This is a genomic window from Bradyrhizobium zhanjiangense (genome assembly GCF_004114935.1).
Taxonomy (GTDB): domain Bacteria; phylum Pseudomonadota; class Alphaproteobacteria; order Rhizobiales; family Xanthobacteraceae; genus Bradyrhizobium; species Bradyrhizobium zhanjiangense.
Genome location: NZ_CP022221.1, coordinates 7,453,899 through 7,468,318 on the forward strand (window position 1 = coordinate 7,453,899; position 14,420 = coordinate 7,468,318).

14 protein-coding genes and 1 pseudogene are annotated in these 14,420 nt (G+C 64.1%); 4 read left to right on the top strand and 11 right to left on the bottom strand.

Annotation, left to right across the window (positions count from 1 at the left end; genetic code table 11):
* Positions 1 to 105 precede the first annotated feature (105 nt).
* Positions 106 to 1,212 (bottom strand): efflux RND transporter periplasmic adaptor subunit, encoded by a 1,107-nt coding sequence (locus XH85_RS35805; RefSeq protein WP_128935659.1) that lies wholly within the window; start codon positions 1,210 to 1,212, stop codon positions 106 to 108.
* Positions 1,213 to 1,456: 244 nt separating this feature from the next.
* A pseudogene (locus XH85_RS35810) lies at positions 1,457 to 2,799 on the bottom strand (MFS transporter).
* A gap of 79 nt (positions 2,800 to 2,878) precedes the next feature.
* Between XH85_RS35810 and XH85_RS35815 the strand changes: the two are divergent.
* Entirely contained in the window at positions 2,879 to 3,325 is a 447-nt protein-coding gene (locus XH85_RS35815) for a ribosomal maturation YjgA family protein (protein ID WP_164934425.1), read from the top strand.
* A 90-nt stretch (positions 3,326 to 3,415) separates the two neighbouring features.
* On the opposite strand, the gene XH85_RS35825 is transcribed toward XH85_RS35815, so the two are convergent.
* From XH85_RS35825 to XH85_RS35835, 3 genes are all read right to left on the bottom strand, one after another.
* A complete protein-coding gene (locus XH85_RS35825) occupies positions 3,416 to 4,573 on the bottom strand; it encodes a winged helix-turn-helix domain-containing protein (protein ID WP_128935660.1) in 1,158 nt (385 codons plus the stop codon).
* 105 nt (positions 4,574 to 4,678) lie between these two features.
* Entirely contained in the window at positions 4,679 to 4,924 is a 246-nt protein-coding gene (locus XH85_RS35830; protein ID WP_128935661.1) for a hypothetical protein, read from the bottom strand.
* A 119-nt stretch (positions 4,925 to 5,043) separates the two neighbouring features.
* Positions 5,044 to 5,280 (bottom strand): hypothetical protein, encoded by a 237-nt coding sequence (locus XH85_RS35835; RefSeq protein ID WP_128937546.1) that lies wholly within the window; start codon positions 5,278 to 5,280, stop codon positions 5,044 to 5,046.
* 373 nt (positions 5,281 to 5,653) lie between these two features.
* On the opposite strand from XH85_RS35835, the gene XH85_RS35840 reads away from it, so the two are divergent.
* Entirely contained in the window at positions 5,654 to 6,295 is a 642-nt protein-coding gene (locus tag XH85_RS35840; RefSeq protein ID WP_091898980.1) for an OmpA family protein, read from the top strand.
* A gap of 57 nt (positions 6,296 to 6,352) precedes the next feature.
* Here XH85_RS35840 and XH85_RS35845 read toward each other — a convergent pair whose 3' ends face one another.
* Positions 6,353 to 7,783: a phospholipid carrier-dependent glycosyltransferase gene (locus tag XH85_RS35845; RefSeq protein ID WP_128935662.1), complete on the bottom strand. Its 1,431-nt coding sequence runs from the start codon at positions 7,781 to 7,783 to the stop codon at positions 6,353 to 6,355.
* A 51-nt stretch (positions 7,784 to 7,834) separates the two neighbouring features.
* On the opposite strand from XH85_RS35845, the gene XH85_RS35850 reads away from it, so the two are divergent.
* Together XH85_RS35850 and XH85_RS35855 are read left to right on the top strand one after the other, a co-directional pair.
* On the top strand, positions 7,835 to 8,536 hold the full coding sequence (locus XH85_RS35850) for a FecR family protein (protein ID WP_164939184.1): 702 nt from the start codon (positions 7,835 to 7,837) through the stop codon (positions 8,534 to 8,536).
* A 2-nt stretch (positions 8,537 to 8,538) separates the two neighbouring features.
* Positions 8,539 to 9,708 (top strand): hypothetical protein, encoded by a 1,170-nt coding sequence (locus XH85_RS35855; RefSeq protein WP_164939183.1) that lies wholly within the window; start codon positions 8,539 to 8,541, stop codon positions 9,706 to 9,708.
* A gap of 130 nt (positions 9,709 to 9,838) precedes the next feature.
* On the opposite strand, the gene XH85_RS35860 is transcribed toward XH85_RS35855, so the two are convergent.
* The 5 genes from XH85_RS35860 to XH85_RS35880 form a co-directional block, all read right to left on the bottom strand.
* A complete protein-coding gene (locus XH85_RS35860; RefSeq protein WP_128935665.1) occupies positions 9,839 to 10,327 on the bottom strand; it encodes a VOC family protein in 489 nt (162 codons plus the stop codon).
* Positions 10,328 to 10,358: 31 nt separating this feature from the next.
* Positions 10,359 to 10,787: a VOC family protein gene (locus XH85_RS35865; protein WP_128935666.1), complete on the bottom strand. Its 429-nt coding sequence runs from the start codon at positions 10,785 to 10,787 to the stop codon at positions 10,359 to 10,361.
* Positions 10,788 to 10,916: 129 nt separating this feature from the next.
* Positions 10,917 to 11,429 carry a cupin domain-containing protein gene (locus tag XH85_RS35870; protein WP_128935667.1) on the bottom strand — a complete coding sequence of 171 codons (513 nt, stop codon included), beginning with the start codon at positions 11,427 to 11,429 and terminating at the stop codon, positions 10,917 to 10,919.
* Positions 11,430 to 11,602: 173 nt separating this feature from the next.
* Positions 11,603 to 12,067, bottom strand: a complete 465-nt coding sequence (locus XH85_RS35875) for an FKBP-type peptidyl-prolyl cis-trans isomerase (protein ID WP_091898973.1) — start codon at positions 12,065 to 12,067, stop codon at positions 11,603 to 11,605.
* Between the two features lie 60 nt (positions 12,068 to 12,127).
* The gene (locus tag XH85_RS35880; protein WP_128935668.1) at positions 12,128 to 14,419 is read right to left on the bottom strand and encodes a xanthine dehydrogenase family protein molybdopterin-binding subunit; all 2,292 of its coding nucleotides are present in this window, start codon (positions 14,417 to 14,419) and stop codon (positions 12,128 to 12,130) included.
* Position 14,420 lies beyond the last annotated feature (1 nt).

Genomic DNA, 14,420 nt, shown 5'->3' on the forward strand with positions numbered 1-14,420 from the left:
GAAGCAATCCAGGGGGCTGGGCAGGTTCTGGATCGCTTCGCCGCTTCAGCCTTCGCATTTGCGCTCGGGCCGAAACTCGCCTTGCAACGACGAACTCAAAAACACTTAGAAAGACAGCGACGACACGATCCGCACCCTCTGGCTAGGATCGAGCTTCTGCACGCCGAGGGCGACGATCTTGGCGCCCTCCTCCACGCCGCCGGTAATGACGACGTCGTTGCTCTCGTAGGATTTCACCACGACCGGCTTCAGCGTGACCGCGCCGTTATCGTCGACAACGTAGAACGAGGGCTTGCCGCCTTCGTTGAAAAGCGCCGACAGCGGCAGCCGCGCAACACGCTCGGTGGCGGCATCCGACAGCGTCAGCGTCGCGGTCATGCCGAGCGCGACCTTGTCGTCGGCCTCGGGCAGCGAGAATTTTGCCAGATAGGTGCGCGTGGCCGGATCGGCCGCCGGCGCGATCTCGCGCAGCTTGGCCGTGTACTTCCTGTCCGGCTCGGACCAAAGAGTGACACTGGCGACGCCCGACTTGGCGCGTCCAACCAGCGTCTCAGGGATCGCGACGACCGCTTCCTTCTCGGCAAAGCGGGCGACACGGATCGAAGCCTGGCCCGCGGCGACCACCTGGCCGGGCTCGATCAGCGTTGCGGTGACGACGCCACGGGCGTCGGCAACAAGCGTCGCGTAGGAAAGGGAATTCTTGCTCAATTCGAGCGCGCGCTCGGCGCGGTTCAGGCGGGCGCGGGCTTCATCCGCGGCGGCGCGGCTCGAGTCCATCTGCGCGTCCGTGGTCCAGCCCTTGGCCTTCAGGTCCTTCGCACGCTGCTCGGCGGCGGCGGCCTGCGCCAGCACGCCGGTCGCGGCGGTCTGCTCGGCCAGCGCCTGCTCGGCCTGGAGCTTCAAATCGACCTCGTCCAGGGTGGCGAGCGGCTGACCAACCTCTACCGTCTGGCCGACCTCGACCAAGCGCTTTGCGACCTTGCCAGCGACGCGGAAGCCGAGGTCACTCTCGATCCGCGGCCTGATGGTGCCGACGAAACTCCGCTCCGGCGTCTCGGCATCATAATGGGCGGTTGCGACCAGAACCGGCCGCGGCGGCTCGGCCTTCTCGGCAACGGTGTCATTGCACCCGGCCAGCGCAGCGGCCATCAGAGCCAGCGAGACACCCGCCAAGAGCCTGGAATAGCTGGACAAAACCGACCGGACGAACATCGAAGGACACTCCTGCATCTCGAATGAGAGGAATGTCGACTAATCACTGATAAAAGTCAATAATCGTCAGTCATCAGGAATCTGTGATCGTGAAGAGGTAGTAAGGATTGGGCGGCTGAGGCCTAAGAAGGTGCTATCGTAGGGTGAAAGCGCAAGCGTGCCCACCAGGAGGGGGTCTCCATAAGGGAAGATCGTGGGCACGGCGTGCGAAGAGCACGCCTTTGCCCACCCTACAAGGCTCGCGTTACCGCCCCCGTTCAGCAAACTCCTGCTTGCTGTCGTGGCCGCCGACGAAGACCAGGAGGCCGGCGATCAGCGGCAGGACGGCGAGGACGAGCAGGCCGGTCGAGGTCTGGCCGGTGGCTTCCTTGACCCAGCCGATCAGGTACGGCCCACCGAAGCCGGCGAGATTGCCGATCGAGTTGATCAGCGCGATGGCACCGGCCGCCGCCGTGCCGGACAGCCAGGCGGTCGGCAGGGTCCAGAACACGCCGAAGCAGCAGAACACCCGATCGCGGCCACCGTCAGCACCACCATCGTGAGGGTGGGGTCGGTGAGATAGGAGGAGATGCCGAGCGCAACGGCGGTGAGCAGCAGCGGCGCGCCGACATGCATCACGCGCTCGCGGCTCGCATCCGAATGCCGCGCCCACAGGATCATGGCGATGGTGCCGAACAGATAGGGGATCGCAGTGATGAAGCCGGTCTGCGCGTTGGTGAGGCCGAACGCCTTGACGATCTGCGGCAGCCAGAACTGCATGCCATAGAGTGCGCCGACGAAGCCGAAATAGATCAGGCTGAGCGCGATCACCTTCGGCGACGACAGCGCCTGGCCGAGCGAGGGATGCTTCACCGCCTGCTTGGCGGCGATCTCGGAATCGAGCTTGGCCTTGAGCCAGGCCTTCTGCTCGGCCGAGAGCCAATTCGCCTTCTCCGGTCGGTCGGTGAGATAGAACCAGGTGACGAGGCCGAGCAGCACCGAAGGAATGCCCTCGATGATGAACAGCCACTGCCAGCCCTTCAGCCCCATCATGCCGTCGAGCCCGAGCAAGAGGCCCGAGACCGGCGCGCCGATCACGGTCGAGACCGGCACGGCGATGGCGAAGGCCGCCAGGAAGCGGGCGCGATATTCGGCCGGATACCAATAGGTCAGATACAGGATGATGCCCGGGAAGAAGCCGGCCTCGGCGACGCCGATCAGGAAGCGCAGGACGTAGAAGCTCGTGACACCGCTGACCAGCGCCATCAGCGCCGAGATGATGCCCCAGGTCACCATGATGCGGGCGATCCAGCGGCTGGCGCCGAATTTTTCCAGCGCGAGGTTGCTCGGCACCTCGAAGATGAAATAGCCGATGAAGAAGATGCCGGCGCCCCAGGAGAAGATCAGCGGCGTGAACTTCAGCTCCGCATTCATGGTCAGCGCGGCGAAGCCGAGATTGACGCGGTCGAGATAGGAGAAGAAGTAGGCCAGCACCAGGAACGGAATCAGGCGCCAGGAGATGGCGCGGATGGTCGAGGTCTCAATGTCGCTCTTACTGGCGTTCCTGGCAGCGCCGGCGGAACCGGCATAGGTGGTGGTCTGGCTCATGGCTCCCCCCGGGGTTGTTGCTTTTGTGGGCTGGTTGGCGGTTTTCAGCATCGCAGGCAAAGAGTCAATGGAGCGAGCAATGCATGGAGCGCAGCCGGATAAACCTGTTGCGCTGTTACGGACATCCCTGATCCGCGCCGCCCTCGCGCTCGGGGTGATCGTCTGCGGACTCTCCTTGCGCTGGTACGGCTTTCCGCTCGGGCTGCCCGCCTTCGTCGTGAAGTATGGTGGCTCGATCTTGTGGGCGACAATGGTGCTTCTGCTGGCCGGGGTTTTGCTGCCGCGGCTCACTCGGACGCAGATCGCGGCGATCGCGGTGATGATCGCCATCGTGGTCGAGTTCTCCCGGCTGGTTCACACGCCGTGGCTCGATGCGTTCCGGCTGACGACGGCCGGCGCGCTACTGCTGGGGCGAATTTTTTCGCTGTGGAATTTAGTGGCCTATGCGGTGGGGATTTTGCTCGGCGTTTGGCTCGATCGACTCGTCGCAATGCGTGGTCTCGTAGGGTGGGCAAAGGCGCCCTAGCGCCGTGCCCACCATCCGCATCACCTAGGACGATGGTGGGCACGCTTCGCTTTGTCCACCCGACGAAACCGACACCGTGGCGAGCAGTGTTCACTCCGCCAATTGAAACCGCTCGAAGCGATCGAGCTCGTCCTCGATCTTGCGCTTGAGCTCCTTGCGGCCTGCGGTCTTCTTGCCCTCGCCGACCCAAGTCCATTTCTGCATCAGGAGCTTCTTCGCCTGCCGGTCCGTCTTGAGGTCGAGCGCGGCAACGATCTCGTCGCCGACCAGGACGGGCAGCGCGAAATAGCCGAGCTTGCGCTTGGCCTTCGGCACATAGGCTTCGAACAGATGGTTGTAGCCGAAGATGAGATTGGTGCGCTTGCGCTGGATGATCAGCGGATCGAACGGCGACAGGATATGGACGAGATCCGGCGATGCCCGCTCACCCAGCTCCAGCGCGCCCGGCGTGGCCCAATGCTCCTGCTTGCCCGCGCCGTCGATCGCGACAGGCACGAGCTCGCCGCGGCGCACGCGCGAGGCGACCAGGCCCGCCACCGCCTTTTTGCGCGGCGCATCGAGATGGCAGATCGAATCCAGGCTCACCACGCCCTGCGAGCGCAGCGCGCGCTCGAGCAGATAGGCCGTGATCTCCTTCGCCGACGCGGGCTTCGGCAGCTTGTCCCAGCCGAAATGCCGCGTCATCAGTTCATAGGTCTTGAGCATGCCCTGACGCGCGCTGATGGTCACGGCGCCGGTGTAGAAGGCGAGCTGCAAGGCCCGCTTCGAGGGCTTGCGGCTCTGCCACAAATGCTCCTTCTCGACGAGCACGTCGTCCTCGATGTCGCGGATCGTCAGCGGGCCGGCGCGCAGCAGCCGCATCACCTTGCGCGTGTCGGCCGGCTGCACCGAAGCGAACCATTTATGGCCCTCGCGCCGGTGCTCGCGCATCGCCGGCAGAAAGAAACGGAAGTCGCTCGCCGGCACGTAGGACAGCGCATGCGTCCAGTATTCGAACACACTTCGGTCGACGCTCTGGGCATGGCGAAGATCGGCGCGGCGGTAGGACGGGATACGGCTGAACAGGATGTGGTGGTGGCAGCGCTCGATCACGTTGATGGTGTCGATCTGCACATAACCGAGATGAGCGACCGCGTCCGCGACGGCCTGCGCGCCGTCGCCGAACGGGGCGCGCTCGCCCAGCCGCTGTGCATGTAGCCAGATCTGCCGGGCCTGTATCGTCGAGAGGGGAAGAGGTTTCGGGGACATTGCGGAAAGCAATGTAGCGGGATTCGCGCCGAGGCAAACAAGAGAGGCAAAGAAAACCGCGCTGCCATCTGCTGACAGCGCGATCTGTCGGCGAAATGGAGCAAATTATTTTGCGCTCATCTTCTGCGCCTGCATGTAATGCTTGCAGGCGGCGCGCATATTGCCTTTGCTCATCTCGCTGTTGGCCGCAGCCATTTCCTTGGCCATCGCCTGTTTGGCGGGCGAATCCACGGTTCCCATCGCGGTCATGGACTTGCCGATGGCCTCGCCTGTGCAGGGCTGCATCTTTGCCGCAGAAGCCGGCGAGACCGCGAACGCGGCGAGCACAACGGCCGAAAGCAACATCTTCATCGAATGTCTCCTCCGTAGAACAAAACCGGCGTCATGCCGGCCAACGCAAGAGCCATTCTTCAGCGACAAGTTTTCAGGGAGAAGACATTTTCGTTGCTGCGGCGCAGCGATAGCCGCTCCTAGCGTGCGGCTTTTGGGCGCTCCCCAAGGCTGCCGGTGGCAGTGTCCGGCTCGCACGAGGCCTTGCCGCGCCCCTCCGACTGGCAGCGATAGACGCTGCCGGTGAGACGATCGACCAGCCACATGTTATCCTCGGCCGGCCCTTCCAGGCCGACATAGCGGGAGGTCAGCCCCGTGATCAATGTCGACAGAAGGATCGCCACCGCGATCATCGCCGCGCCGATATAGATGGGCATTGAGCTCAGGAACATTGTCCGATCCGGCGGGCCGCTGCGATAGAACTGGTAGTCACGCTGGTAATCGCTCGGCCTCGGCACTGGATGGAACTCGGCTCCCTCGCGGACGAATTATTGAATGATCAAAACCTGCTAGGCGCGCATCTGGACGAATTCTTGTTCGTAGGCGGGCCGTGGGGCGACGCCTTTGCGACGATCGGTGAACGCGGATTTCCGGGAATGGTCGGTGAGCTGGTTCGGCGCAACCCACAAACCAACACTGTGACCTCCGGCTCGTGGCTTCGAATGTGACAAGGATCACATCAGGGTCTTTGAACCTTCCCTAAGCTCGCAACATCAAATCGCCATCAGGCGTAACAGCGAGGATACGACAATGACCCGTTTTGATAAATTTTTCGGACTGAAGGCGATTACTCTCTCCGCGGCCCTGTCGATGACGGCGAGCCTTGCCCTGGCCGGCGACAACAACGTCTCCGCGGGCCAGATCCTGGATGCACTGAAGCCGAAGCCGGTAACTCGTGGCCTGTCCGTTGGGCCGCAGGTCGATACCGCCGCGCAGGCCAAGGAATCGACCTTCCTCAACACCGTGCGCAACCGCTCGACCCGGTCGCTATCGACGGGCGAACGCGAGCAGATTGCAGAGCTCGCGGCGACCAAGCCGAAGATCGATCTGGAGATCCAGTTCGACTACAACTCGGCTGAGATCGCCAAGACGTCGGTGGCATCGGTGCAAGCGCTCGGCAAGGCTCTGTCCGATCCGGCGCTCAAAGGTTCGACCTTCGTGGTCGCCGGCCACACCGACACGATCGGCGGCGAACAGTACAACCAGGGCCTCTCCGAACGGCGCGCCGACACCATCAAGAAGTACCTGGTGCAGAACTACGGCCTGAACAGCGCCGATCTCGTCACCGTCGGTTACGGCGAGACCAAGCTGAAGGACGCCGCCAACGGCGCCGACCCGATCAACCGCCGCGTCCAGGTCGTGAACATGGACACCAAGACCGCGTCGAAGTGATCTCCAAGTTACGCCTGACGAAACGCGCCGCCTGCTCTAATCCGGCAGGCGGCGATGTCATATCCAGCTCTGGAACAACATCAGCCGGCCGAAGGTTCGCATGGAGGTGCCGACGAAGGCCGCGGAGATCGGCAGCAGAAGCGCAAAGCCGGCCGCGGCGACGCCGACATAGGCCCACAGCAGCCAGCGCGGCAGCCCCTCCCGGCGCAGCACATAGACCAGCGCAAGCGACGCCGCGGTCGCGGCCGGCAAATAGTAATAGATGAAACCCAGCGTGCGCGGCAGCAAGGCCCAGGCGAGCCAGGGACCGAAATAGAACGCCGCGATCAGGAATGCATCCCAGCGCCGCGCCACGATGAAATCGCGTAGCACCACAGTGAGCGCGAGCAGCGCCGGCCATAACACCAGCGGATTGCCGAGGAAGACGATCGCGGCAATGTTGTCCTCCGTCGTCTTGTCGAACAGGAACCAGACCGGGCGGATGAGCAACGGCCAGGATGGCCACGCGCTCATATAGGTGTGGCCGGCGATCGCGGTCGTGGTGTTGTCGGTGAAGATTCGCCGCTGCGCCTCGATCAGATCCGGCACCGACAATCCGTAGAGCGGAACGAAAGCGGCAAGATACGTCAAGGCCGGCAGGACGGCGAAGCAGAGCGCGGCATGCTGCACCCGAAAACCGGCCCAGAGATCGGGCCGATACCAGTCGCTCGGCCTGGCGTCGGCAAACTGCGTGCGCCAGCCCTGCATCAGGCGGATCACCGCAACGATAACGATGCAGACGCCCAGTGGAAACAGGCCGCTCCATTTGCAGGCCGCAGCACAGCCAAACAGGCTGCCCGTGAGCGCGAACAGCGCATGCGGCCGCTCTCTTCGAAAACCATGCATGAAGGCGGCGGTCGCGAGCAGGCCGAAGCCGAGCGCAAAGATGTCGAGCATGGCGATACGCGCCTGCACGTAGAGCATCTGGTTGCTGCCCGCGATGAGCGCGGCTGCGATCGCGGGCCCTTGCGCGGAGAACAGCGCAAGACCGCACAGATAGATCGCGACGACCGCGAGCGCGCCGAACAAGGTCGCCGGATAGCGCCAGCCAAACGCGTTGTCGCCAAGGGCTGCGATCGATGCCGCGATCAGCTCCTTGCCCAGCGGCGGGTGCATTGGATTGAGCATCGGCTCCGACATCACAGGCGTCAGCATCTGCCGCGCCGCCGGCACATAATGCACCTCGTCGAAGACGAACTTCTCCGGCGTCGCGAGACCGATCAGCAACGCGAGATGAGCAACCAGGAAAATCGCGACGGCAATCACTGCGCTCCGCGACATCTTTGGAACCGCGGATAATTCGAGCGTCGGCTGTGGAGATGTTTTGCGTGGCAAATTGGCGTCACCGCGGACAAAAAAGGAGATCGCGATCTTCATTGAACGCATTCTGCCGCGACTGTCACTAAGCATAACGCACGTCCCGCGCCCCTTGTGATAATTCCGCCACATCGCAAGTGCGCGCGATCCGGTACGATCAGGGACATATCGATCGGTTGCGAAATGAATTTGCGTTTCTGGCTTTTCCCCTCTCTGTTGTCGGCCGCATTGTGCGCAGGCCCTCGCGCGCAGGCGCAGACGCGCGTTGGCGAAGCCGTCGTGATCCAGAACGAAGTGGTGCGCGTGGCCGTGACCACCACGCCGATCAATGTCGGCGACAGCATGCTGCGCGACGAGACCGTGCGCACCGGCGCCGACAGCGCAGCGCGCTTCGTCATGGCCGACAGCACCAACCTGTCGCTGGGCCCGAGCGCCACGCTGAAGCTCGACCGCACCGTCTTCAACGACGAGCACAGCTATCGCGACGTCGCGATCCGCATGACCACCGGCGCCTTCCGCTTCGTCACCGGGCACTCCGACAAGGCCGCCTACAAGATCACGACCCCGCTCGCGACCATCGGCGTGCGCGGCACCACGCTCGACATCCTCTCGCAACGCGGCCGCTCCGTCATCGTGCTTCAGGAAGGCGCGGCCAGCGTCTGCACGAAGAGCTCCCAGTGCGTGCAGCTCACCCAGCCCGGCGACACCGCCATCATCACCTCGACCGGTGGCAAGGTCGGCATCACCAAGACCAACACACCGCCCTGGACGTTTGCCGCCAACTGCGCAGCGAGCGCTGGGCTTTGCGCCGTCAATCAATATGCCACCGCCTCGCCGACCATCACGCCTGCCGTCCAAGACGACGGCATGCTGTGCGGGCGGTGACAATGGTGAAACTCCGCTTGAAGCGCTGGGTTCTCGCTGGCGCGCTGGCCGCCTTGGCTGCGCTTGCCTTTGCGCTGGACATTCGACCGGCGGCAGCCCAGGCGACGTGCGGATCCGAATGCGGTGAGCCGACGCCTGACCCGACCTATTCGCCGTCCCCAACGCCGACCTATTCTCCGTCACCCTCCCCCTCGCCGAGCCCCTCTCCGTCGCCCTCGCCGACCCCGGATCCTGCGTCCGCGCCGAGCCCGAATCCATCGCCAAGCCCGACGCCGACCGGCGCGGATTCCAGCGGCAATTCGATCGGCGGCCTTGCCAATCAGCGCTTCAACCAGATGATCACCAACAGCGTGCTCGGCACGGTACTGCTCGGCGTCAACGAGCAGATCAATTGCAGCGACTGCATCAGCGCGTTCGGCTCGGCCGGCTCGTTCTCCGCTGGCATCCACGGCCGCAAGGAGCTGACCAACAATCTGTCGCTGCTCGCCGGCATCGCCTACACGCACTACAACGAGGGCGGCTACAAGATCACGAGCGCACCGATCGGCGCCTTCGCGCTACGTTATGACTTCACCGACTGGGGCTCGTCGCGCCCGTTCTTCGACGTCGGCACGATCCTGACGCCGTGGGAGAAGGCGCGGTACACACGCAGCTATGATACCAGCCTCGGCCCTGTGAGCGTGACCGGCTCGACCAACGCTTCGAACTACGCCGTCTATGGTCGCGCCGGCTGGATCAGCCGCCTGTCGCCGCGCGACGAGGTCGCGGCCTCAGTCGAGGTCTGGCAGCTCTGGCAGCGCGTGTCGGGCTACACCGATAGCGCAGTGGGCTTCAATCCGTTCGACGCCACGATTGCGACCGGTACCGACCGCACCAGCCTGGTCAAGATCGGCGGCCAGTGGACGCATCTCTACGGCAGCAACATCGAGGCCAATATCAACGGCGGCTGGGTGCAGTCGTTCGCCAGCCACAGCGGCATCGTGGCGACCGTGACCGGCAACGGCGTGGTGGTTCCGATCATGGGCACCCAGGGCTGGTTCGAATATGGCGGCCGCCTCGGCTTCCGCCTGCAAAAGGGCTGGATCGTGGATCTCTTCGCCAACGGCACGCTGGGCCCGCAGCCGGTCGGCAACACCATCCATGGCGGCGTGGGGCTGCGGATCAATTATTGAGGCGCCTCGCGGAGGCACAGTCTCGTAGGGTGGGCGAAGCGAAGCGCGCCCACCGCTTCTCTCCCATCTTGAGAACAATGGTGGGCACGGCGCAAGCGCCTTTGCCCACCCTACGGCACCTATGTTGACGTCACGCCGCCGACTTGCCCTCGAACGCGCGACGCAACGCGTCGACATCCAACTTGACCATCTTCATCATGGCCTGCATGGCGCGCGCGGCCGCGGCCTTGTCCGGGCTCGACAGGAACTCGAACATCGCCTTCGGCACCACCTGCCAGGCTACCCCCCAGCGATCCCTGAGCCAGCCGCACTGCTCTTCCTTTCCGCCATGGGCGAGGAAAGCGTTCCAGACGCTGTCGACTTGGGCCTGGTCGTCGCAATTGATCATCAGCGACAGCGCGTGGGTATACTCCATCTTCATTCCGCCATTCAGCGCGACCAGGCGCTGCCCGCCGAGCGTGAACTCGACGACGAGCACCGAACCCTGCTTGCCGGAGGGCCCATCGGAGACGTTGTGCTGGACATGCACGATCTTGGAGTCGGGCAGCAGGGAGACGTAGAAGTTGGCGGCTTGTTCAGCGTCACCGTTGAACCACAGGCAAGGCGTGACCTTGGACATTGAATGCTCCTGTTGTGTTCTGGGGCCGCGATCAGGCGTTCGCCATCTCGGGCTGCAGAGGGGCGGCCGCGAGATCCATCCAGTTCACACCCCACATATGACCATCCGGATCCTCGAAGCTGCGCCCGTACATGAAGCTGTATTCGTCCTTCGGACTGGGATCGGCCACCCCGCCCGCAGCCTCGGCCTTGCCGACAATATCATCGACATCGCTGCGACTGTCCGCGGACAGGCAGAACAGCACCTGGTTCGAGGTCTTGGCATCCGCGATCGGCTTCGGCGTGAACTGACGGAATTTGTCGTGGGTCAGCAGCATGGCGAAAACGGTCTCGGAAAAGACCATGCAGCTCGCTGTCTCATCGCTGAATTGCGGGTTCTTGACCGCGCCAATCGCCTCGTAGAAGGCAGTGGCGCGCTTAAGGTCGGTCACCGGCAGATTGACGAAGATCATCTTGGGCATCAGAAGCTCCTTGGCGGGGGTTCTGCCCAAGGACGGACCAGCCGGCGGTCATCCGACACGGCTTCCGAATATTTTTTGGTCTTCCCGCTGCGAGGTTCTGTCGCACCGAACCTCGCTCCTCGGACGGCCTTACTTCTTCTCGTTGGGATCGCGGTGCACGGGGTCGATCCACAGCACGGTCTCGGGCTTCTCGACCGGCTCGATATCGAGGTTGATCGCGACCGCCTCGCCGTCGCTGCGCACCAATACGCATTCCAGCACCTCGTCGGGGCTGGCGTTGATCTCCTGATGCGGGACGTAGGGCGGGACGAAAATGAAATCGCCGGGCCCGGCCTCCGCGGTGAATTGCAGACGCTCGCCCCAGCGCATCCGCGCCTTGCCCTTCACCACATAGATGACGCTTTCGAGATGGCCGTGGTGATGCGCGCCGGTCTTGGCATCGGGCTTGATGCTGACCGTACCCGCCCACAATTTCTGGGCGCCGACGCGCGCGAAATTGATCGCGGCCGCGCGGTCCATGCCTGCCGTCGACGGCACGTTCGTATCGAGCTGGTTGCCGGGAATGACGCGCACGCCGTCATGTTTCCAGCGATCTTCGTGATCGTGTGCATGGTGCGAATGCGTGTGGTCATGGCCGGTCATGGGACTTGCTTTCTGTTGGTTCCTTGGGCGGCAAACTAACCCAAAGCCGCGCCCACGAGCCACAGCAAAATCGGAGCCCTCATAGTCATGAGACCATGCTTTCGCGAGCAAACCCGTATGGCTCAGTCATCCCGGGGCGATGCGCGGCACGAACCCGGGATGGACGGCGCAAACTATTTTACCGCGAGCAATTCCACGTCGAACATCAGCGTCGCGTTCGGCGGGATCACGCCGCCGGCACCGCGGGCGCCGTAGCCCAGCTGCGGCGGGATGATCAGCGTACGCTTGCCGCCGACCTTCATCGAGGCAACGCCCTCGTCCCAGCCGGCGATGACACGGCCCTTGCCGATCGGGAATTCGAACGGCTCGTTGCGATCGACGGACGAGTCGAATTTCTTGCCCTTCTGGCCGTTCTCGTAGAGCCAGCCGGTGTAGTGCATCACGCAGATCTGGCCCGGCTTTGGCGAAGCGCCAGTGCCGGCGACGCTGTCGATGATCTGCAAGCCTGAAGCTGTGGTCATGGTCTTTCCTGCAGTCTGGGCCGAGGCCGTGGTGGAAACGAAATGCGACACGCCGGCGATCACGGTGATCGCGAGTGCCGACATCAGGGCGAGGAGTGCGCGCTGGAAACGCTGCATTAGGCACCTTCCGTTTGAAGCGGGAGGTGTCTAGCGCAACGCGGGTGAGGTTTCCACCCCTCACACCTCGATATTTTCCAGCCGGACCGGCAGCTTGCGGATGCGCTGGCCCGTGGCGTGATAGATCGCATTGCAGACCGCCGCATTGGTGCCGACATTGGCAAGCTCGCCGAGGCCCTTCGCACCTGCCGGATTGATGCGATCGTCCTGCTCGGAGAGCATGATGACCTCGACGCTGGGCACGTCCGCATTCACGGGCACGAGGTAATCCGCGAAGTTGTCGTTGACGTAGCGCGCATTGCGTTCGTCGATCTCGGTGGCCTCGAGCAGCGCCGACGACATACCCCAGATCAGCCCGCCCATCAGCTGGCTCCGCGCGGTGCGCGGGTTCATAATGCGGCCTGCCGCGAACGCGCCGACCAGACGGGGCGCACGGATTTCGTGCGTGAAGCGGTTGACGCGGACCTCGACGAACTCCGCACCGAAGGCATAGGCGATCTGGTCTTTCATGGCGTGGCCACCGACCAGCCGCACCTGGCCGCTGTGCATGGCGCGGAAGGAATCCAGCGGCGCGTCTTCCGGCTTCCACTCGCCATATTCCTCGACGACGCCGACACCGAGCGCGTCGAAGGCTTTCTCCAGGTCGAGCGCGCGGTCGCCCTTCGCCGCCTGCGTGGCCGGCGTCTGGCCGATACCCACGGTCTCCTTGGCCTTGTCGGTCAGGCTTTGGCTCGGCATCACCGCCTTGAACAGGCGCTGGCGGATCTGGTCGCACACCATCATCACCACGGAGCAGGTGCTGGCCGTCGAATTCGAGCCTCCGGCAACCGGCGCCGGTGGCAGATCGCTGTCGCCGATGAAGACGGCGACCTTCTCGAGCGGCACGCCGAGCCGCTCGGCGGCGGTCTGGGCGATGACGGTGTAGGCGCCGGTCCCGATCTCGTGGCCGGCGATCTCCACACGGGTGCGGCCATCGCGCTGGAGGCGCACGCGCGCGGCGGATGGCCCCATGTGCGTCGGATAGCAGGTGGTGGCACAGCCATAACCGATCAGCCAGTCGCCATCCGACATCGATTTCGGCTGAGGCGAGCGCTGCGCCCAGCCGAAGGCCTTGGCGGCCTCGTCGAAGCAGGCCATCAGCGACCGCGACGTATAGGGCTTGCCGCTGATCGGCTCAACGGTGGTGTCGTTGATGCGGCGGAGCTCGATCGGATCCATGTTCAGCTCCACCGCCAGCTCGTCCATCGCGCTTTCCAGCGCGAACAGATACGGCACCTCCGGTGGCGAGCGCATGAAGCCGGGCGTGTTGCGATCGGCGCGCACGATCGAGACGAGGCTGTCGACATTCGGACAGGCATAGAGCCGCGTCGTCGTCTTGGTGCCGCCGACGCAATAGGGATCGGGGCGCGAAGAGACCTCGGCGCCCTCGTGCCTGAGCGCGACCAGCTTGCCGTCGCGACGCGCACCAAGCTTGATCTCGTGGCGGGTCTCGGCGCGATAGGTGGTGATGGTAAAGCCCTGGTCGCGGGTCGGGACCAGCTTGATCGGACGGTTCACGCGTTTTGCGATAGCGGCGATGATGGCGGTGCGCGGCGTCATCGAGCCGCGCGAGCCGAAGCCGCCGCCGACATAGGGGTTGACCACCCGGACCTTGTCGGCGTCGATGCCGAGCTGTTCAGCGACGCCGTTCTTCAGGCCGTAGACGAACTGGCTCGGCTCGTAGATGACGAGGTTGTCGCCCATCCAGGCGCAGCTCGTCGAGAACAGCTCCATCGGATTGTGATGCTGCGTCGGTGTGTCGTAGGACGCCGTCAGCTTGACCTCGGCCTCGTCGAACGCCTTGGCGAAATCGCCGACCTTCGGGTCTTCCTTGAACTGGGCATTCTGTCCCTTCGCTGCCGCCGTGGTCGTTCCGGGCGAGTCGAAGGTCGCGCTTGGCGTAGTGGCCGTGTAGCTGACCTTGACCCGGTTGGCGGCCTCGCGCGCCGCCTCGTAGCTCTCGGCAACGACCACCGCAATGATCTGGCCGTCATGGGCAATGTCGGCCGATTTCAACGGCTGGATCGTCGTGCCCGCATAGCCGCCATTGCTGAAGAGCTTCGAGTCCTTCAGCTTCGGTGCGTTCTCGTGGGTGACGATGTCGATCACGCCGCGGACACGCCTGGCGTCATCGAGATCGAAGCGATCGACCCGCCCCTTGGCGATGGCGCTGGTGACGAGGAATGCATAGGCGGGGTCGGCGAGCGGCATGTCGGACGCATAGGTCGCGCGTCCAGTCACCTTTACGGCCGCGTCATAGCGCGGCACGGGCTGGCCCATGTTCGTCTTCGGCTCCGGAGCAGCAGCGGTCATG